This window comes from Intrasporangium calvum DSM 43043 (assembly GCF_000184685.1).
GTDB lineage: Bacteria > Actinomycetota > Actinomycetes > Actinomycetales > Dermatophilaceae > Intrasporangium > Intrasporangium calvum.
The window spans coordinates 1,824,866-1,843,278 of the sequence record NC_014830.1 but is presented as its reverse complement, the minus strand read 5'-3'; the positions used below and the strand labels follow the sequence as shown (position 1 = coordinate 1,843,278).

The window sequence follows — 18,413 nt, the reverse complement described above, 5'->3', positions numbered from 1 at the left end:
GGTGGCCGCCCGCCTCCCGTGCCACCGCTTTGGGCCGCCCGGGTCCGGAGCCCGCGCTCCTGAGAGGATGTCGGACATGAAGCGACACGCCTGGTCCGAACGCCAGCTCCTCTGCGACGAGCTCGAGCGGCTGGGCCCGGACGCCCCGACCCTCTGCGAGGGCTGGGCGACCCGTGACCTCGCGGCCCATCTGCACGTCCGCGAGAGCCGACCCGACGTCAGCATCGGGGCGTTCGTCCCACCCCTCGCCGACCGGCTGGAGCGGGAGCGGGGCCGCCTCGCCCACGGGGACTACGCGGCACTCGTGTCCCGGGTGCGCGCCGGAGCGCCCCGGTGGAACCCGATGTCGCGCCCCCGAGTCGACGAGGTGGCCAACCTCGTCGAGTACTTCGTCCACCACGAGGACGTTCGCCGCGCCCAGCCGGGCTGGGAGCCACGGGAGCTCCCGGAGGACCTGCAGCGCGCGCTCTGGGGGGCCCTGCGCCGCGTCGCCCGCCTCATGTTCCGCCGGTCGCCGGCGGGCGTCGTCCTCGTCGCGCCGGGCATCGGCAGGCACGCCGCCAAGCTCCCTGACACGCACGGCACGGTGATCGTCCGCGGAGCCCCCGCCGAGCTCGTCCTCTTCGCCTACGGGCGCGCCGACCACGCCGAGGTCGAGCTCGAGGGGCGCGCCGTCGACGTCGTCGCGCTCCGAGGGGCGCGGCTCGGGCTCGGCTGACCCGACGGTCCGGCTCAGCGCACGGTGACGCCAGCGGCGCGCATCGCGGCCTTGACCTCGCCGACGGTCAGCTCGCCGAAGTGGAAGACGCTGGCCGCCAGGACCGCGTCCGCGCCTGCGTCCACGGCGGGCGCGAAGTGCTCGGCCCGCCCAGCTCCCCCGCTGGCGATGACCGGCACCGTGACCGCGGCGCGAACCCGGCGGATCAGCTCAAGGTCGAAGCCCCCCTTCGTGCCGTCGAGATCCATCGAGTTGAGCAGGATCTCCCCGGCGCCCAGCTCGGCGGCACGCGCGCACCACTCGATGGCGTCGAGATCCACCGGCGTGCGACCGCCGTGCGTCGTCATGACGAAGTCGTCGGTGCGTCGGCCGGAGCCGTCGACGCGTCGGCGGACATCGGCCGACAGGACGAGGACCTGGGCGCCGAAGCGGTCGGCGATCTCGGCGATCAGTTCCGGCCGGGCGATGGCGGCCGTGTTGACCCCCACCTTGTCCGCCCCGGCGCGGAGCAGGCGGTCGACGTCGTCGACGCTGCGCACTCCCCCGCCGACGGTGAGGGGGATGAAGACCTGCTCCGCGGTCCGCCGGACCACGTCGTACGTCGTCTCGCGGTTCCCCGAGCTCGCCGTGACGTCGAGGAAGGTCAGCTCGTCGACCCCTTGGGCGTCGTAGAGCGTGGCGAGCTCGACCGGGTCGCCGGCATCGCGCAGGTCGGCGAAGTTGACGCCCTTGACGACACGGCCGGCGTCGACGTCGAGGCAGGCGATGACGCGGGTGGCGACGGAGGTTCGGACGGGCACGGGCCAAGCGTAGTTCGCGGGTAGGGTCGCGCTCATGTGGGACCAGATCACGGGACCGGCGGATCCGCTCCACGTGGAGGCCGTGGTCGAGCTCGTCCTCGATGTCCTGCCTCGCTGCGGGGACATCGCGGTCGTCGCCGTCGACGGCCGGAGCGGCGCCGGGAAGACCACCCTCGCGCGCGGCGTGGCCGCGGAGCTGGCCGGCTTCGGGACCGTCGAGGTGGTCCACATGGACCAGCTGTATCCCGGGTGGGAGGGCCTCGCGGAGTCGTCGGAGATCCTCGCCACGCGCATCCTCGAGCCGCTCGCGCGGGCGAGCCCAGCGGCATACCCCCGCTGGGACTGGGACGAGGACCGCTGGGACGGGACGGCGAGCGTCCGGCCAGCCGACTTCCTCGTCGTCGAGGGCTGCGGCTCGAGCATCGGGCCGGCGCGGCCGTTCGCCGCCGTCACCGTCTTCATGGAGGCCGACCGCGAGCTCAGGAGACAGCGCGGGCTGGCCCGCGACGGCGAGGCGTACCGGCCCCACTGGCAGCGCTGGGCGGCCCAGGAGGACGCCGTCTTCGCGGCGGACGACACCAAGGCTCGGGCCGACCTGGTCATCGACACGAGCGCCGGAGGTCTCCCGCCGCCAGCGTGGAGCCCACCGACGTGACGGCCGAGGTAGCGGCTGCGCGGGCCCTCAAGCCGCTCCCACCCGCGTGGCTCATGGCGGTGGCCCTCGTCGCCGTCGCAGCCAACCTGCGCACGGCGATCACGAGCGTGCCGCCCCTGCTCGACGCGATCGCCGCCGACCTGGGACTGAGCCACGCCGCGGCCGGAGCCCTGACCACGCTGCCCGTGCTCTGCATGGGGTTGTTCGCCCCCCTCGCCTCCGCGATCGCGCACCGCCTCGGCGCGGTCGCTGCGGTGCTCGCCGCCCTCGGGTGCGCGCTGGCCGGCACGCTGAGCCGATGGTTCGGCGACGACGTCGTCACCCTCTACCTCGGCACCTTCGTCGCAGGGGTCGGCATCGCCGTCGCCGGCACCCTGCTCCCCCGGCTCGTCAAGACGTTCTTCCCACCGCACCGAGCGGGCCTCGTCACCGGCCTCTACATGTTCGCCATGATGGGCGGGGCCGCCCTCGCGTCCGGGCTCTCGGCTCCGCTGGCCGACCGGTTCGGGTCATGGCAGCCCTCGCTCGCCTCGTGGTCGGTCATCGTGTTCGTCGGCCTCGTCGCGTGGGCACCCTTCACCGTCCGCGCCAACCCGCACCACACGCCGGGCGAGGAAGGGCGCGGCCGACTCCCGTGGCGCCACTCGACCGCGTGGGTCGTCGCCGCCTACCTCGCCCTGCAGTCCTGGTGCTTCTACTCCGCGGTGACCTGGCTGCCCCCGACCTACGTCGAGCTCGGCTGGGACCGGTCGTCGGCGGGCTACCTCGGCGCGGCCTTCAGCGGCGCGCAGGTCGTGTCCGGGCTTCTCGGCCCCCTGCTCAGCGACCGGACGCACGACCTGCGCCGACTGCTCCTTCCGGCCGCCGTCCTGGCCGTGGCCGGCTGCCTCGCGATCTGGCTCGCCCCCCAGAGCGCCCCCTGGCTCTGGGCCGTCGTGCTCGGGCTCGGCCAGGGGGCCGCCTTCTCCGTGGCCCTCGTCCTCCTCGTCCGTTACGCCGGCACCCCCGAGGCGAGCGGTCGCCTCACCGGCATGGCCTTCCTCGTCTCCTACGGCGTCGCCTCCGTCGGTCCCCTGGCGATGGGCCTGGTACGGGACGTGACGGGAGGCCTCTCGCCGGTGTGGGTCGTGCTCGCGGGGCTCACCCTTGCGCAGGCGCTCGTCGTGGTCCGCATGCGCCCTGACCTGCGACGCGTCGACTGACCCGGCCGGGGGTTCAGGCCCCGGGGTCGGCGGGCTCGGGGCCGGCGGTACTGGGGCGGTCGCTCAGCCCCAGTAGTCGTCCCGAGCGTCCGCCGCGAGGTCCTCCTCCTGCGCCGTCCGCTCGGTGACCGTGAACTGCCCACGGTAGAAGAGCATCGGACGCCCGCGCCCGGTGTCGTCGAGCCCGAGGACCCGGCCGATGACGACGTCGTGGTCGCCCGCGACGTGCACCTGCTCCACGGCGCAGTGGATCCGCATCAGCGCATCGGTCAGACTCGGCCCGCCGTCCTCAGACGGATACCAGTCGAGCCCGTCGAACCGACGTCCGAGCGGCGACCCGAATCGCTCCACGATGTCCAGCTGCAGGTGGTGCAGGACGTTGACCGTGAACCGGCCCGTGTCGCGCATGTGCGGCCACGAACGCCCCCGGTGGTCAGCGCAGAAGAGGACGAGCGGCGGGTCGAGCGAGACCGAGGCGAAGGACTGGCAGGCGAAGCCGACCGGATCCCCGTCGAGCGTCGTGCCGGTCACCACCGTGACGCCCGTCGCGAAGTGGCCGAGCGCATGGCGCATCTCGTCGTGGGTCGGCTGCCGGCTCACTCCAGGCGTCACTCCGGTCGCCCTTCCGCGCCCTCGCCGAAGGCCTCGACGAGCGCGGCCAGCCGGGACGCCTCGTGGTCGGCGACCTCCCCGTCGGCCTTCTGGATCGCCATCACGGCCAGCGTGTCGCCGTCCAGCAGGTCGAGGCTCACCCAGGGTTCGCCACCCCCGAACTGGATGCCGACCACCTCCGGCCACTCGAGCGTCCGAGTGAGCAGCAGGTTGCGAATCGTCAGGCCGCTGCGGCTCGGCACCGCGACGATCGAGGCGTAGCGCCAGGCCAGCGCGGCGATGACCACGCCGACTCCGAAGAGCATGAGCCGGTCAGCGGGGCCCCAGCGACCGTCCTGGTCCGGCATGATCACCGCGATCGTGCCGAAGATGAGCAACGAGGTCCACACGACGGCGAGGGCAACCACTCGACCCCGTCGAGGCCGGAACGGCGCGAAGGGGTCAGCGGAACCTGGGTCGGGCGTGCCGCTCACAGTCGGCAGGCTGCGATGTCGGTGACGAGGATGGCCCGCGCGCCGAGGTCGTAGAGCTCGTCCATCAGCCGGTTGCGCCCGACTCTCGGGACCATCGCCCGCACCGCCACCCAGGCGTCGTCCTGGAGCGGCGACACGGTTGGGGACTCGAGACCCGGGGTCAGCTCGGTCGCCTGGGCGACGAGCTCCTTGGGGCAGTCGTAGTCGAGCATGACGTAGGTCCGAGCGGTGATGACGCCGGTCAGTCGGCGCTGGAGGACGGCGGTCGCCGCCTGCTCTCCGGGTCGGTCGCCCCGGATGAGGACCGCCTCGGACCTGAGGATCGGCTCCCCGAAGACCTCCAAGCCCTGCTGGCGCAGGGTCGTGCCGGTCTCGACGACGTCCGCGATGACGTCGGCGACCCCGAGCGTGATGGCCGTCTCGACGGCGCCGTCGAGACGGACCACGTCGGCCCTGACGCCGCGTCTCTCGAGGTCCGCGCGGACGAGCCCGGGGTAGGACGTGGCGACCCGCTGCGCGTCGATCTGGTCGACCGTGGTGACCTTGCCCGGCCGGGCGGCATAGCGGAAGGTCGAGGCACCGAACCCGAGCGCCATCACCTCGACGGCGCTCGACCCCGAGTCGAGGAGCAGGTCACGACCCGTCACGCCGGCATCGACGGTGCCGGAGCCGACGTAGACGGCGATGTCACGGGGGCGGAGGTAGAAGAACTCGACGTCGTTGTCCGGATCGGCGACGACGAGCTCCTTGGCGTCCCGACGGGTGCGATAGCCGGCCTCGCGCAGCATCTCGACGGTCGACTCGGAGAGGGAGCCCTTGTTGGGCACGGCGATACGGAGCATGGGGGGGTCCTCGGGCGTCGGGGGTGGTGCGGTGCTGTGCGGTGCGAGATCTCGTGGGTCAGAGATGGGCGTAGACGTCGTCGAGCGTGATGCCCTTGGCCAGCATGAGGACCTGGAGGTGGTAAAGCAGCTGGCTGATCTCCTCGGCGGCCTCTGCCGTGGACTGGTACTCGGCGGCCATCCAGACCTCGGCAGCCTCCTCGACGATCTTCTTGCCGATGGCGTGGACGCCCGCGTCGAGTGCGGCCACCGTCCCGGAGCCCTCCGGTCTGGTCATCGCCTTCTCGGCGAGCTCGGCGTACAGCTGCTCAAAGCTCTTCACGGTCTAGAGCGTACTTTCCGTATGCCGCTGGGCTGGCCGGCGCCCATTCCCTGACCAGGGCGCGCGGCTCGCTCCCCGGGCGAGCACACGCTCCAGACCCCTTCGGACCCTTCCGGAGGTCCCGACTCCGCTCACGAGCCGGAGCGGGATGCTCGCTCGGCTCCGCGCAGGGCGACGACGGTCGCCACGGCAGCGGTCGCCGCCTCATGGCCCTTGTCCTCGCTCGAACCGGGCAGCCCGGCGCGGTCGATGGCCTGCTCCTCGGTGTCGCAGGTGAGGACCCCGAACCCGATCGGCGTGCTGGTACGGAGCGAGACCTCGGTGATCCCGGTGGTCGCCGCCTGACAGACGTACTCGAAGTGTGGGGTACCGCCGCGGATGACGACGCCGAGCGCGACGAGGGCGTCGTAGCGGGGCGCCAGCGCGGCGCAGGCGACCGACAGCTCGAACGTGCCGGGGACACGGACCTCGTGCACGTCGGTGACACCGGCCGCCGAGAGTCCGCGACGGGCTCCGTCGAGGAGCCCGCTCATGACGTCTTCGTGCCAGCTCGCGGCGATCACGGCCACGGCGAGGCCGCGCCCGTCGACGGCGAGGCTGGGTGCTCCGTCCTTCATGTGAGCTCTCCTTCAGGCAGATTCGGTCTTGGCTTGGATGACGGCCGGCAGGTCATGTCCGAGGCGCTCCCGCTTGGTGACGAGGTAGCGCTCGTTCTCGGCGGCGACCTCGGTGTGCAGTCGCTCGACCGCGACCACGTCGATCTCGAAGTGACGGAGCGCGGCGACCTTGGTGGGGTTGTTCGTCAGGAGGACGACTCGGGTCGCCCCGAGGTCGTGGAGGACGGCGGCGCCTGCGGCGTACTCGCGCGCGTCGACGGGCAGGCCGAGCGCCGTCTGGGCGTCCACGGTGTCGGCCCCCCGGTCCTGCTCGGCGTAGGCGCGCAGCTTGTCGACGAGCCCGACCCCGCGTCCCTCGTGGCCGCCGAGGTAGACGACGACGCCGCCCTCCCGGCCGACCCGCGCCAGCGAGGCCTGCAGCTGCGGCCCGCAGTCACATCTCAGCGAACCGAAGGCGTCCCCGGTGAGGCACTCGGAGTGGAGGCGGACGAGCACCGGGGCCGCCGAGCGCGCGCCGTGCAGGCCGCGGGAGCTGACGAGTGCGACGTGCTCCTCGCCCGTGAGCGTGTCGCGGTAGCCGTGGGCGGTGAAGGAGCCGTGCCGGGTGGGGATCACGGTCGTGGCGAGGCGCTCCACCCGGTCGTGCTGCTGGCGCCAGGCGATGAGCCGCTCGATGGTGATCACGGGCAGGCCCTCGTCCCGCCCGAGCCGGACCACGGCGTCATAGCGCATCATCCGGCCGTCGTCGTGGACGAGCTCGCCGATGACGCCCACGGGAGGAAGCCCGGCCAGACGGGTCAGGTCAACGGCCGCCTCGGTGTGGCCGGGACGGGTGAGCACTCCTCCGGCGCGGGCCCGGAGCGGCAGGACGTGGCCGGGCCGGATCAGGTCGGTCGGGGCCGAGGCGGGGTCGGCCAGGACGCGAACGGTCCGGGTGCGGTCCGTGGCGCTGATGCCGGTGGTGACTCCCGTGGCGGCGTCAACCGACACCGTGTAGGCGGTCCGCAGGGGATCTCGGTTGTCCGCCACCATGAGCGGCAGCTCCAGCCGGTCCGCGAGCGCGTCCGGCATGGGCGCGCAGAGGTAGCCCGACGAGTGACGGATGGTCCACGCCATCCACTCCTCGGTGGCGGTGTGCGCAGCGAGGACGAGGTCACCCTCGTTCTCACGGTCCTGTGAGTCGAGGACGAGCACCGGACGCCCCGCGCGCAGGGCGTCGAGGGCCTCCTCGATGGTCGACAGGTCGCTCATGACTCCTCCTTGCTCAGCGCGCCGTGCCGGAGCAGGCTCTCGACGTACTTGGCCAGCACGTCGACCTCGAGGTTGACGGGATCGCCGACTCCCTTGTGCCCCAGGGTCGTGGCTCCCAGCGTGGTCGGGATGAGCGAGACGCTGAAAGTGGCGCCGTCGACGGCGGTCACGGTGAGGGACACGCCGTCGACCGTGATCGAGCCCTTCTCCACGACGTAACGGACAAGCTGACCCGGAAGGCTGAAGGTGACCACCTCCCACCGGTCTCCGGGCACCCGTTCGACGATGGTGGCCGTGCCGTCGACATGTCCCTGGACGACGTGCCCACCGAAGCGACCTGACGCAGCCATGGCCCGCTCCAGGTTGACCGGGTCTCCCGGGCGCAGTGCACCCAGGCTCGACCGCCGCAGGGTCTCCGCCATGACGTCGACGCTGAATCCGCCGGCGTCGTGGCTCGTCACGGTGAGACACACGCCGTTGACGGCGATGGAGTCCCCGTGAGCGGCGTCCGCAGCGACGAGGGGACCCTCGATGCGCAGGACGGCTGACTCCGGGGAGCTCTCGATCGTGCCCACCGTGCCGAGCTCTTCGACGATTCCCGTGAACATGTGCCTACTCCCTTCCCGTCACCACGACGCTCCGGGCCGGACGGACCGGATGCGAGGGGACGGCGTGAACTCGGACGTCGGCACCCACCTGGCTGACGTCGGTGATCTCAAGTCGTCGGATGCCGTCGATGGACCTGATCCCCAGGTCGCCCACGGCCGCCGGGCCGGCACCCAGGAGGGCCGGGGCCAGGTAGGCGTAGACGTCATCGACGAGGTCGGCCGCCCAGAAGGCGGCGGCCAACGTCGGCCCGCCCTCGAGCCAGACCTCCCGGACGCCCCTGGACCACAGGGCGGCGAGAACCGCGTGCACGTCCCGGGTGCGCAGGTGGAGGACCTCACCCGGCCCGGCGTGGACCCGCGCCGACGGCGGCACCGCACGCAGGCCGACCACGACGCGCAGGGGCTGGCTTCCCACCGGGCCCGGTGCGGCGGCCGCTCCGGGGGCCACCTCGGGCCCGGTCCGCCGATCCGTCGGGGCTACCACCGTGTCCGGGCGAACCGTGAGCCGGGGATCGTCCGCCAGCACGGTCCCGGTGCCCGCGACGATGGCGTCACGCGTGGCTCGGAGGGCGTGCACATCGGCGCGCGCGGCAGGACCGGTGATCCACTGGCTCGACCCGTCCGCCGCGGCGCTGCGGCCGTCGAGCGTGGCCGCGAACTTCCACGTGACGAGGGGCCGTCCCAAGGTGATCGTACGGACCCACCGATCGTTCAGCGCGGCAGCCTCATCGGCGAGGAGGCCGCCCACGATCTGCACCCCGGCGGCGCGAAGCACGTCGGCTCCCCCGCTCGCCTCCGCGTTCGGGTCCGCCTGGGCGTAGACCACGCGCGCGACGCCGGCCTCGACGAGCGCGTCGGAACACGGGCCGGTCCGACCCCGGTGCGCGCACGGCTCGAGTGAGACGTAGGCGGTGCCGCCCCGCGCCCGCTCGCCGGCCAGCGCGAGGGCGGCCGCCTCGGCATGCGGCGTGCCGGCCCCCCGGTGCCAGCCCTCGGCCACGACCTCGCCCGCTCGGTCGACGATGACGCACCCGACTCGTGGGTTGGGATCCGGCCACGGCGAGCGCTCGGCCAGGGCGATGGCCCGCAGCATTCGAGCCGCGTCGACGGGACTCTGGGGCGTCAGCTGCCCGCTGGGCACGGTCACTCCACCCGAGAACCGGCCAGCACCGGCTCGACGTCCCGGTGCTCGGTGCGCGACACCTGGACCCATTGAATGAACCCGTAGACGACGAACAGGCCGTAGAAGCTGTAGAGCACCGCAGTCGGCACGTATCCGGTGGCGAAGCCGAAGGGAACTCCGACGAGGTCGACGGCGATCCAGGCGAGCCAGAACTCGTTCCACCCGCGAGCCATCGCGAACGTCGCCACGACCGACCCGACGAAGATCCACGCGTCACACCAGAAGAACCACCACTCCGGGGTCCAGAACGGGTTCGGCGCGAGCGACCAGAGCCAGGTGAAGGCCTGGTGGACGGCCACGGTGCCGACCAGCCAGAAGCCGACCACCGCCACCCGCTCCCGCGAGGTGGCCCAGCGTGGGGTGATCGCCGCCCCACTTCGGTCCTCGGCGTGGCTCAGCCGGCGCACCTGGGTCCAGCGCCACCAGCCGTAGGCGCTCATGAGGATGAAGAAGACCTGCCGCCCGGCCTGTCCAAAGAGCGGCACGCGCTCATCCGCGCCGAAGAGCGCACCCAGGTAGACGAAGAAGAGCATGACGTTCGCGACGATGCCGACGGGCCAGGCCCAGACCCGACGTCGCATCCCGAACCACGCGGAGACGACGCCGATCAGCACGGCGATGAGCTCGGTCCAGTGCAGCTGGTAGACCCCGATCGGGATCGCTGCGTCGAGGACCTGCTGGAAGAGGTTCTTGGTCTCGTCTGCGAGGGCGAGTGACTGCATGTGGTGTTCGTCCTTGGAGTTCGTGGTGCTGAACGGACGAACTCCGGGGGACTCCACAGCTGGTGCCGTCGCGCCCCGCGGCCCTTTCAGGGTGCGCGAACCACACAGACACCAGTCTGTTTCGTGCTGCCTCCCATCCGGACTTTCACCGTCGGTCCCGGAGTTCCACCAGGTCAACCGGCCGCTCGTGAAGCTGATGAGCGGTCGGGTCGCGGACTATCACCGCCGGTTCGGAATTACACCGACCCCGGAGCACGTACAACCAGTATGCACCGTGAGCGCGCACGGGCCCACATCCGCTCACGTGACGGTCACCACCGGCTCCCGTCCAGGAGTGCGTCGCCCGTGGCCGGGCCTCAGTGGTGATGGGCCGCCACGAGGCTCCGGAGCTGGTCGACCGCGGCGGCCGCGTCCTCCGCGCCATAGACTGCGGAGCCGGCCACGAAGACATCGGCTCCGGCCTCAGCGCACTGCTCGATCGTCGTGGCGCTCACGCCGCCGTCGACCTGGACCCAGATCTCGCCACCGTGCCGCTTGACGGCCTCACGCACCTGTCTCACCTTGGGCATCTGGTCAGCCATGAACGACTGGCCGCCGAAGCCCGGTTCGACGGTCATGACGAGGACCATGTCCAGCTCGGGAAGGAGGTCCTCGTAGGGAGCGAACGCCGTGCGCGGCTTCATCGCCATCGCCGCTCGGGCGCCGGACGCCCGCAGTCGGCGCGCCAGCTCCCGAGGGTCTCGGGCCGCCTCGATGTGGAAGGTGACCGACTGACAGCCTGCCTCGGCATACAGGGGAGCCCAGCGGTCCGGGTCCTCGATCATCAGATGGGCGTCGATCGGGATCGGGCTGACCTTGAGCAGCGCTTCGACGACCGGCAGTCCGAGGGTGAGGTTCGGCACGAAGTGGGCGTCCATGACGTCGACGTGCGCCCAGTCGGCGCCGGCGATCCGCCCGAGCTCGCGCTCGAGGTTGGCGAAGTCGGCCGAAAGGATGCTCGGGGAGATCTGCACGGAGGACAGCGTAGTTGGGGCGAGCCCGACGCCGGGCCAGGCCTGCGAGGATGCCTGCATGCTGCAGCGTGCTCTCGAGGACGATGTCCTCGTACTCACCCTCAACCGCCCCGACAAGCGGAATGCCCTCAACCTGGAGCTGTGCCGAGCTCTCTGGGACGCACTCGACACAGCAGGCACGGGAGATGGGTCGGTCCGCGCCGTGGTCATCACCGGGGCCGGCTCGACGTTCTGCGCCGGGGCGGACCTCGACGGCGTCTACGGCGACGACTTCCTCGAAGCCCACTACGGCATGCTCGGCGCGATCACGACCGTGCCGGTCCCGGTCATCGCAGCCGTCAACGGCCCGGCGATCGGGGGCGGCACTCAGCTCGCGGCCGCCTGCGACCTTCGGATGGCCACGGCGGCGGCCCGCTTCGCCGTGCCGACCGCACGCAACGGCCTCGCCGTCGACCCCTGGACGATCCGCCGGCTGGTCCACCTCGTCGGGGGCGGGCACACCCGTGGCCTCCTGCTGGCAGCCGAGACGATGGACCTGGCCGCCGCGCTGACGAGCGGGCTCGTGCAGCGCGAAGGAGACGTCACCGACGCCATCGCCCTGGCCCACGACCTCGCCGGCCTGGCCCCCCTCTCGTTGGCCTACGCGAAGCACGTGCTCAACTCGCCGCAGCTCGCGGACGACGACCCTTCGCTCCGGGCGAAGTTCCTCGCGTGCTTCGCCAGCGAGGACGCAGCAGAGGCGGACGCCGCCAGGCGCGAACGACGCCGACCTGTCTTTCGCGGGCGGTGACGTCAGCGCTTGCGGAGCACCGCGAGGAACATCGCATCCGTGCCGTGGACCTGGGGCCACAGCTGGACGTACGGGCCGTCACCCAGCTCGGGAAGGGGCGCACCGGCCGCATCGAGGAAGAGTGGCCGGGCATCCTCCAGCTCGACGTCATCTCGCTTCCTCAGCACGTCCTGCACGACGAACCTCGTCTCGTTGAGGTGCGGACTGCAGGTCGCATAGCCGATGACTCCGCCCGCCCGGGTCGCCTCGATGCCCGACGCGAGCAGCTCGCGCTGGAGGGTCGCCAAGGCGGCCACGTCCTGAGGACGACGTCGCCACCGCGCCTCCGGACGTCGTCGGAGGGCCCCCAGGCCGGTGCAGGGGGCGTCGATGAGGACGCGGCTGTAGGCGCCCGGTGTCAGGCCACCGAGGTCCCGCCCGTCTCCGTGGCGCACCTCGACCGTCGTCCCGGCCTCGACGGCCGCTGCGACGGCGGCCGACAGGGTCTGCTCGACCAGCCGGGCACGGTGCGCATTGACCTCGTTGGCCACGAAGGGGATCCGACGTTGAACGGCGATGGAGGCGAGCAACCCCGCCTTGCCCCCGGGGCCGGCGCACAGGTCCAGCCAGCGCTCCCCGGTGATGGCGCCGGCCCCGACCTCGGCCGTCGCGATGGCCAGGGCGAGCAGCTGCGACCCCTCGTCCTGGACCGCTGCCCGGCCCTCCCGGACCGCCGCGATCGCACCGGGGTCCCCGTCCGGCAGGACTGCTCCCACCGGGCTCGTGCTCGAGGCGACCGCACCGGAGGCCGCGAGCTCAGCCACGGTCGCCAGCCCGGGTCGCGCCGCAAGGGACACCTTGGCAGCCGCGTTGTCCGCCTCGAGGAGGCGGGCCAGCTCGGGCTCCACCCCGTTCGCCGCAACACGGCCGTGACCGATGAGAGCAGCCCGGAGGGCCTTGACGATCCACAGCGGGTGTGACGTGCGGATGGCGAGCGCCTCGGTCGGGTCGGTGACCCCCTCGGTGACGACGTCCAGCCACTCGTCAAGTCCACGCTCGCTGATCCGGCGCATCACCGCGTTGACGAAACCGGCGGCACCCGACCCGTTGACCTGGCGTGCGAGCGCCACCGTCTCGTCGACGGCGGCGTGGCTCGGAACACGCATACCCAGGACCTGGTGGGCGCCGAGGCGGATGCTGTCGAGGACCGCAGGGTCGATCTGCTCGACCGGACGGCCGGCGGCGCGGGTTGTGATCGCGTCGTAGAGCCCAGACAACCGGGTCGCCCCGTAGACGAGCTCGGTGGCGAACGCCGCGTCCCGTCCGTGGAGGCGCTTCTCGCGCAGCAGCTTGGGCAGGGCGAGGTTGGCATAGGCACCTTGGTTGATCTCGCGCATGACGGTGTAGGCCGTCAGTCGGGCGGGGTCGGTCCGTCGGGCTCGCTCAGCGGGTCGCTGGGCTGAACGGTGCTGGGCCGACCGGCCCCGGGCGGGGGGCCGCTGGCGGCCTCCACGGCGCTCGTCACTCATTCGCCGACCCGCTCTCCAAGTGCTACCCGTACTCCCCGGGCCCAGTCGGGGGCAGGCATGGGCCGTCTCCCGTGCCCCTGGACCGACCCGAGACGAACCGGTGACGTTGCCGTGCCCACGAAGACCGCCTTGCGCATGACGAGAAGTTCCCCCGTCGCGACGGTGGACCCGTCTGGCAGCTCCCCAGGGGAGACCACGGTGACCGGCGCGACCTTGAGGCGCTCGCCACGGAACGTCGTCCAGGCTCCGGGTGCCGGGGTGCAGCCGCGGACGAGCCGGTCGATGGCGAGGGCTGGTCGGGTCCAGTCGATGTGGGCATCCTCGGTCTCGAGCTTGGGAGCAAGCGACACCCCGTCGAGCGGTTGGGGTTCGGCGACGAGCTCACCGGCCTCGATGCCGTCGAGAGTGGCGACGAGCAGCTCGGCCCCGGCCGTGGAAAGCCGGTCGAGGAGCTCACCGGCCGTGTCCGTCGGCCGGATGCGCTCGGTCATGACGCCGTAGACGGGACCCGTGTCCAGTCCGCGCTCGAGGCGGAAGGTCGATGCACCCGTGACCTCGTCCCCGGCGATGATGGCGTGCTGCACCGGCGCCGCGCCCCGCCAGGCCGGCAGCAGCGAGAAGTGCAGGTTGACCCACCCCTGTGACGGCAGCTCCAGAGCCACCTGCGGGATGAGGTTGCCGTACGCGACGACGGCACAGGCATCCGGCGCGAGCCTCCTCAGGGCGTCGAGGAACTCCGGGTCGCGCAGCGAGGTCGGCACAAGGACAGGGAGGCCCAGCTCCTCGGCTCTGGCCCTGACGGGGGAGGCTTCCAGCCGCCGGCCTCGTCCGGCCACGGCGTCCGGGCGGGTGATGACGCCGACGAGCTCGTGTGGGGACGCGGCGATGGCATCGAGGCTGGGGACGGCGACCTGCGGCGTTCCGGCGAAGACGACCCTCACGTCACATCCCCAGACCGAAGGTCGCGTGCGGGCTGACCCTGACCGTGGGTGGGGGCTCGCCGAACCACTCGGCTTCTCGGATGGCGCGCATCGCGGCCTTGCGGGCTGCCGGGTCGAGACGGTCGACGAAGAGGATGCCGTCGAGATGGTCCGTCTCGTGCTGGACGGCCCTCGCGAGCAGCTCAGTGCCCTCGAGGACGACGGGCTCGCCATGCATGTTCTGGCCCTTGGCGACCACCGAGAGGGCCCGACGCGTCTCCACGGTCACCCCGGGAATGCTGAGGCAGCCCTCCGGCCCCTCCTGCTCCTCGTCCGACAGTGCCAGCAGGGGATTGACGAGATGCCCCACGATCCCGTCGACCCAGTACGTGAACACGCGCAGGCCGACCCCGATCTGTGGCGCGGCCAGGCCCGCCCCCGGAGCGTCGAGCATCGTGTCCTGAAGGTCCTGGACGAGCACCCGCAGCTCCTTGTCGAAGTCGATGACCTCGGCGGCGGGAGTGCGCAGCACTGGATCACCGAAGAGGCGGATGTCCTTGATCGCCACAGGCTTCAGTCCTCGGGGTCGACGGCGCCCGGATGGGCGAGGAAGGCCAAGTCTAGGCGGGCCCGTTGTCAGGCCAGACGCTCGACCTCGAGCGTGAAGTTCTGGTCGCGCAGGCGCTCGATGAGCACGTCCCCGAGCGCCGTGGCCGGCGTGAGCACCCCGGCCCGGGCAGGCAGTCTGTCGCGGTCCTGCAGGAGTGCCAGGACCGCCTCGCCGAGCATGACTGCGGTCCCGGTGTAGCCGGGGTCGTACGGGGCCGCGACCCGGGCGAGGTAGGTGGCACCACCGGACGTCCTCGTCCGGATCTCCATCCGGAAGCGGCCGCCAGCCAGCCGCTCCTCACTCGGGCCCTCCCCCGGCTTGGGCAGGACCCGGTCGAGGACGGCCCGGGTCGGACCCCAGGACAGGCCCGCGAGGCCCCCCGCGAGGCCGACTGCCATGCCACCGGCGAGGAGCGGCGCCAAGGGGCCGGAGCCGAAGTCGACGACCTCCCGGTACCGGAAGTCGCGCCCGTAGGACCAGTCCGTCAGGGTGTTCGACATCCGCACGATCCGGGTGTTGAACCCGGCCATCACGAACGGTCCGTTCCACCGACCGGTCTGCGGGTCTCGCTGCACCGGGAGCAGCTTGCGCAGGCGGCTCGGCAACCCTCGGGGCCGACGGGCTCCTCCCGACGGCTCCTCGCCCCGGCGGTGGCTCAATGCATGGGGGTCCCCGAGGACCCGTCGAGCGTCGGGGTCGTTGGCCGCCGCCATTGCCTGGTGCCGCGCCGAGTGGAAGGTGCCACCGCTGAAGCCGCCCTTGGCAGACCTCACCGCGAGCACGGTGTCGCCGAGGGTCCCGGTCCCGTCGGCGGCAGCCCGGCGAGCCAGGAGCAGCACGCCGAGGTCCGAGGGCACCGAGTCGTAGCCGCAGGCGTGCACGATCCGCGCACCTGAGGTCTGGGCCACAGAGCTGATCTCGTCGACCGACCAGCGCACGAAGAGGACCTCTCCGGTGAGGTCGGCATAGTGCGTGCCTGCCTCCGCACAGGCCCGCACCACCGCCTTCCCGTGGAGGACATACGGGCCGACGGTCGTCGCGAGAACCGTGGTCCGCCCCGCCAGCGAGCGGAGCGCGTGGGCATCGTGAGCATCGACCTCGATGACCTCCCACGCGGCGGCGGCGTCGCCGAGATCGGTCCGCAGCGTCTCCAGGCGGTGGCGCGACCGCCCGGCGAGTGCCACCCGCAGGCCGTCGGCCCGGCCGGCGAGATAGCGAGCGGTCAGCCGGCCGACGAAGCCGGTGGCCCCGTAGAGGACGATGTCGAGGTCGCGTGTCACCATGGCCGCCACTGTGCCATGCCGCCTCCGGGGGCGGCGGCCGGCGTCGCGCGCATCCCCGCTACCACTGGTCGAGGGGGTCGACCCGCACTGCGACGACCTCGGGCTCCTTGCGGGCCGAGCGGAAGGCCTTGAGCGCCGCCAAGGCGTGCGTGAGCTCTCCGGTCGCGTCGAGCGGGGCCCGGACCAGGGCATGCCAGCCCGGTCGGGCCGGCTCGCTCGTCTCGTCCGCCCGACCCGTCCTGGTCGCTCGCCAGACATCGAGGGGCATCGGGCCGAGCACCTGAGCCGCAGGGGGCACATCGAGCTGGGCCAGCGCGCCCTCGACACCCTCGCGGCTGCCGACCAGCCGAGCCATGCAAACCGCGGGAGGCAGACCGAGCTCACGACGCTCGGCAAGCTCCCGAGCAGCGAGCCAACCGGGGTCCCAGCGGACCAGCGCCTCGATCGCCGGGAGGGTGACCCCCTGCGGGACCCCGGCAAGGACGACGGTGCGCCCAGGACGAACGAGGGCGGCCGCAGCCATCCATCGACGAAGGGACTCCAGCGGGGCGTCGAGGACCGGGAGGTCCAAGCTTGCCCAGGCATCGAGCAGCAGGACCGCGGAGTAGCCGCCCTCGGCAACCGGTTCCGCGCCAGGGGTGGCGATGACGATGGCCGGCTCGGGACCGACGGCGGGAAGCACCTGGCCGGCCCGCGAGGTGTGGACCGGGTGGCCGGGCAGCGACCGCCCGATCTCCTCGGCCGTCCGCACGGCGCCGGTGACTGCGGCCCGGAGGCGTCGCGCGCCGCAGGACCGGCACTCGAAGCCGGCCGGCCCGAGACCTGACCCGCACCACCGACACCGCGCCGGGCTGCCCGCCGAGCCGACGGCGACCGGGCCCTGGCACCGAGGGCAACGGACCGGGGTCCGGCACTCGCCGCAGCTGAGGGCCGGCAGATAGCCGCGCCTCGGCACCTGGAGGAGGACCGGTCCGTCATGGAGCGCGTCCTTGGCCACCCGCCAGGCCCGCGAGGGAAGATGAGCCCGCGCACCAGGACCGTCGCGCTCGTCGTCCAGACCCTCGCCAGCGATGACGACGCGCGGCTGGGCCGCTCGCGCGACGTCGAGGTCGGCCGTCATGGCCACGAACCGTCCCGCCTCAACCTCGGTCTGGACACGGAGGCTGCGCCCGAAACCCCCGGAGAGCAGCGCGGCGCCGCGTTGCTGCGCCCGGAGGGCAAGGACCACCCCGACGTGGTGGTAGGGCGCACGCGGCTCCGACAGGAGGTCATCCCCGTCGTCCCACCACCCGACCAGGCCGAGGTCGCGCACCGGCGCGAAGGCAGCCGCACGGGTCCCGATCACGACCCGCACATGTCCTCGCAGCACCTTGAGCCACGACGTGTACCGCGCCTGGGGTCCCTGGTCGGCCGTCAACCGCACGTGCCGTCCCCGACCCAGTGCACGGATGAGCGCCGCGTCGAGCCGGTCGACGTCCCGGTGGTCGGGAACGACGACGACCGCGCCGCGACCGCCCGCCAGGGCGGCAGCGACCGCGGCCGCGAACGCCTCTGGCCAGTCGGCCCCAGGGGGTTGGCTCGGCAGCGCCGTCCAGGCCGCCGCCGGGCCCTGTCCCCCCGCCACCCTGCGCAGCCACGCGGAGCCGGCCGGGTAGGCCGCCAACGGCACCGTGCCCGTGTCAGCGCCGGCCTCAGCGCCGGCCTCAGCGCCGGCCTCAGCGCCGGCCTCAGCGCCGGCCTCAGCGCCGGCCTCAGCGCCGGTCTCAGCGCCGGTGCCGGGGTCAGGGTCGGGGTCCGGGTCAGGGTCAGGGTCAGGGTCAGGGTCAGCTGCCGGGAGGAGGGGCAGGTTGCGCTCTGCCGTCGCGTGACGTTTGGGGACCGCGAGCCGCAGCACGTCGCTCAGGGTCCCCGCGTACCGGTCGGCCACGGCTCGGCACAGGTCAAGGATCTCGGGAGTGAGGACCGGCTCGGGACTGACCACCTTGCGGAGCGGGGTCAGGCGTCCTTCGTGCTCCGCCTCCGCTCGGCGCGCGACCACGAAACCCTCGAGGTCGCGCCCGGCGAACCGCACCCGGACCCGGGCGCCCGGCACGGCATCGGCGGACTGGTCAGCCGGGACCGCGTACTCGAACACCCGGTCCAGGTGCGCCAGCGGGGTGTCGACGACGACGGCCGCGACCGGACCGAGCTCCGGTGGCAGCGCGTTCGTCACCGACGTCCGTGCGTCCGTGCCGGCTCCCACGCCGTTGCCCACACCGTTGCCCAAACCGTCGCCCACGAGGGC

At 72.6% G+C, this 18,413-nt stretch carries 20 protein-coding genes and 1 riboswitch; of the genes, 4 read left to right on the top strand and 16 right to left on the bottom strand.

Annotated features, from left to right (window positions below):
- Nucleotides 1-76 precede the first annotated feature (76 nt).
- A complete protein-coding gene (locus INTCA_RS08275; protein ID WP_013492460.1) occupies nt 77-718 on the top strand; it encodes a TIGR03085 family metal-binding protein in 642 nt (213 codons plus the stop codon).
- Nucleotides 719-732: 14 nt separating this feature from the next.
- On the opposite strand, the gene hisF is transcribed toward INTCA_RS08275, so the two are convergent.
- Entirely contained in the window at nt 733-1,554 is an 822-nt protein-coding gene (hisF, locus tag INTCA_RS08270; RefSeq protein ID WP_052337990.1) for an imidazole glycerol phosphate synthase subunit HisF, read from the bottom strand.
- On the opposite strand from hisF, the gene INTCA_RS08265 reads away from it, so the two are divergent.
- Entirely contained in the window at nt 1,553-2,173 is a 621-nt protein-coding gene (locus tag INTCA_RS08265; protein WP_013492458.1) for an AAA family ATPase, read from the top strand. The two genes, hisF and INTCA_RS08265, sit on opposite strands and share 2 nt — an antisense overlap.
- Nucleotides 2,170-3,375 carry an MFS transporter gene (locus INTCA_RS08260; protein WP_013492457.1) on the top strand — a complete coding sequence of 402 codons (1,206 nt, stop codon included), beginning with the start codon at nt 2,170-2,172 and terminating at the stop codon, nt 3,373-3,375. The genes INTCA_RS08265 and INTCA_RS08260 overlap by 4 nt, the downstream gene beginning before the upstream one ends.
- A gap of 63 nt (nt 3,376-3,438) precedes the next feature.
- Here the strand turns inward: INTCA_RS08260 and INTCA_RS08255 are convergent, their stop codons facing one another.
- The 10 genes from INTCA_RS08255 to rpe all read right to left on the bottom strand — a co-directional run bounded on the left by INTCA_RS08255 (nt 3,439) and on the right by rpe (nt 11,018).
- Nucleotides 3,439-3,987, bottom strand: coding sequence for a flavin reductase family protein (locus INTCA_RS08255; RefSeq protein WP_013492456.1), 549 nt, complete (start codon nt 3,985-3,987; stop codon nt 3,439-3,441).
- Entirely contained in the window at nt 3,984-4,460 is a 477-nt protein-coding gene (locus INTCA_RS08250) for a PH domain-containing protein (RefSeq protein ID WP_013492455.1), read from the bottom strand. Before INTCA_RS08250 ends, INTCA_RS08255 begins: the two co-directional genes overlap by 4 nt.
- On the bottom strand, nt 4,457-5,302 hold the full coding sequence (hisG, locus tag INTCA_RS08245) for an ATP phosphoribosyltransferase (protein WP_013492454.1): 846 nt from the start codon (nt 5,300-5,302) through the stop codon (nt 4,457-4,459). The genes INTCA_RS08250 and hisG overlap by 4 nt, the downstream gene beginning before the upstream one ends.
- Before the next feature lie 58 nt (nt 5,303-5,360).
- Nucleotides 5,361-5,624: a phosphoribosyl-ATP diphosphatase gene (locus INTCA_RS08240; RefSeq protein WP_013492453.1), complete on the bottom strand. Its 264-nt coding sequence runs from the start codon at nt 5,622-5,624 to the stop codon at nt 5,361-5,363.
- 131 nt (nt 5,625-5,755) lie between these two features.
- Nucleotides 5,756-6,241: a 6,7-dimethyl-8-ribityllumazine synthase gene (gene ribH / locus INTCA_RS08235; protein WP_013492452.1), complete on the bottom strand. Its 486-nt coding sequence runs from the start codon at nt 6,239-6,241 to the stop codon at nt 5,756-5,758.
- 12 nt (nt 6,242-6,253) lie between these two features.
- Complete coding sequence (gene ribB, locus INTCA_RS08230; RefSeq protein WP_013492451.1) at nt 6,254-7,492, bottom strand: 3,4-dihydroxy-2-butanone-4-phosphate synthase; 1,239 nt, start codon at nt 7,490-7,492, stop codon at nt 6,254-6,256.
- Nucleotides 7,489-8,100, bottom strand: coding sequence for a riboflavin synthase (locus INTCA_RS08225; protein WP_013492450.1), 612 nt, complete (start codon nt 8,098-8,100; stop codon nt 7,489-7,491). Before INTCA_RS08225 ends, ribB begins: the two co-directional genes overlap by 4 nt.
- A gap of 4 nt (nt 8,101-8,104) precedes the next feature.
- Nucleotides 8,105-9,241 carry a bifunctional diaminohydroxyphosphoribosylaminopyrimidine deaminase/5-amino-6-(5-phosphoribosylamino)uracil reductase RibD gene (gene ribD / locus INTCA_RS08220; RefSeq protein ID WP_013492449.1) on the bottom strand — a complete coding sequence of 379 codons (1,137 nt, stop codon included), beginning with the start codon at nt 9,239-9,241 and terminating at the stop codon, nt 8,105-8,107.
- Between the two features lie 2 nt (nt 9,242-9,243).
- Nucleotides 9,244-10,005 carry a nicotinamide riboside transporter PnuC gene (gene pnuC, locus INTCA_RS08215; RefSeq protein WP_013492448.1) on the bottom strand — a complete coding sequence of 254 codons (762 nt, stop codon included), beginning with the start codon at nt 10,003-10,005 and terminating at the stop codon, nt 9,244-9,246.
- A gap of 120 nt (nt 10,006-10,125) precedes the next feature.
- Nucleotides 10,126-10,264: riboswitch (FMN riboswitch) on the bottom strand.
- A 97-nt stretch (nt 10,265-10,361) separates the two neighbouring features.
- Nucleotides 10,362-11,018 (bottom strand): ribulose-phosphate 3-epimerase, encoded by a 657-nt coding sequence (gene rpe / locus INTCA_RS08210; protein ID WP_013492447.1) that lies wholly within the window; start codon nt 11,016-11,018, stop codon nt 10,362-10,364.
- Between the two features lie 58 nt (nt 11,019-11,076).
- Here rpe and INTCA_RS08205 point away from each other — a divergent pair, with 58 nt between their 5' ends.
- Nucleotides 11,077-11,808: an enoyl-CoA hydratase gene (locus INTCA_RS08205; RefSeq protein ID WP_013492446.1), complete on the top strand. Its 732-nt coding sequence runs from the start codon at nt 11,077-11,079 to the stop codon at nt 11,806-11,808.
- Between the two features lie 2 nt (nt 11,809-11,810).
- On the opposite strand, the gene INTCA_RS08200 is transcribed toward INTCA_RS08205, so the two are convergent.
- The 5 genes from INTCA_RS08200 to INTCA_RS08180 form a co-directional block, all read right to left on the bottom strand.
- Nucleotides 11,811-13,316: an RsmB/NOP family class I SAM-dependent RNA methyltransferase gene (locus tag INTCA_RS08200; protein WP_013492445.1), complete on the bottom strand. Its 1,506-nt coding sequence runs from the start codon at nt 13,314-13,316 to the stop codon at nt 11,811-11,813.
- The gene (gene fmt / locus INTCA_RS08195; protein WP_013492444.1) at nt 13,313-14,257 is read right to left on the bottom strand and encodes a methionyl-tRNA formyltransferase; all 945 of its coding nucleotides are present in this window, start codon (nt 14,255-14,257) and stop codon (nt 13,313-13,315) included. Before fmt ends, INTCA_RS08200 begins: the two co-directional genes overlap by 4 nt.
- Nucleotide 14,258: 1 nt before the next feature.
- Entirely contained in the window at nt 14,259-14,804 is a 546-nt protein-coding gene (def, locus tag INTCA_RS08190) for a peptide deformylase (protein ID WP_013492443.1), read from the bottom strand.
- 68 nt (nt 14,805-14,872) lie between these two features.
- The gene (locus tag INTCA_RS08185; RefSeq protein ID WP_041307445.1) at nt 14,873-16,129 is read right to left on the bottom strand and encodes a saccharopine dehydrogenase family protein; all 1,257 of its coding nucleotides are present in this window, start codon (nt 16,127-16,129) and stop codon (nt 14,873-14,875) included.
- A 58-nt stretch (nt 16,130-16,187) separates the two neighbouring features.
- Entirely contained in the window at nt 16,188-18,407 is a 2,220-nt protein-coding gene (locus INTCA_RS08180) for a primosomal protein N' family DNA-binding protein (protein WP_013492441.1), read from the bottom strand.
- Nucleotides 18,408-18,413: the final 6 nt, after the last annotated feature.

What these genes read in the sequence shown, in the direction of transcription:
- INTCA_RS08275 (WP_013492460.1), top strand. Translation starts at nt 77, where the DNA reads ATGAAGCGACACGCCTGGTCCGAACGCCAGCTCCTCTGCGACGAGCTC.
- INTCA_RS08265 (WP_013492458.1), top strand. Translation starts at nt 1,553, where the DNA reads ATGTGGGACCAGATCACGGGACCGGCGGATCCGCTCCACGTGGAGGCC.
- hisF (WP_052337990.1), bottom strand. Translation starts at nt 1,554, where the DNA reads ATGAGCGCGACCCTACCCGCGAACTACGCTTGGCCCGTGCCCGTCCGA.
- hisG (WP_013492454.1), bottom strand. Translation starts at nt 5,302, where the DNA reads ATGCTCCGTATCGCCGTGCCCAACAAGGGCTCCCTCTCCGAGTCGACC.
- ribH (WP_013492452.1), bottom strand. Translation starts at nt 6,241, where the DNA reads ATGAAGGACGGAGCACCCAGCCTCGCCGTCGACGGGCGCGGCCTCGCC.
- ribB (WP_013492451.1), bottom strand. Translation starts at nt 7,492, where the DNA reads ATGAGCGACCTGTCGACCATCGAGGAGGCCCTCGACGCCCTGCGCGCG.
- INTCA_RS08225 (WP_013492450.1), bottom strand. Translation starts at nt 8,100, where the DNA reads ATGTTCACGGGAATCGTCGAAGAGCTCGGCACGGTGGGCACGATCGAG.
- pnuC (WP_013492448.1), bottom strand. Translation starts at nt 10,005, where the DNA reads ATGCAGTCACTCGCCCTCGCAGACGAGACCAAGAACCTCTTCCAGCAG.
- INTCA_RS08205 (WP_013492446.1), top strand. Translation starts at nt 11,077, where the DNA reads ATGCTGCAGCGTGCTCTCGAGGACGATGTCCTCGTACTCACCCTCAAC.
- INTCA_RS08200 (WP_013492445.1), bottom strand. Translation starts at nt 13,316, where the DNA reads ATGAGTGACGAGCGCCGTGGAGGCCGCCAGCGGCCCCCCGCCCGGGGC.
- INTCA_RS08185 (WP_041307445.1), bottom strand. Translation starts at nt 16,129, where the DNA reads ATGGTGACACGCGACCTCGACATCGTCCTCTACGGGGCCACCGGCTTC.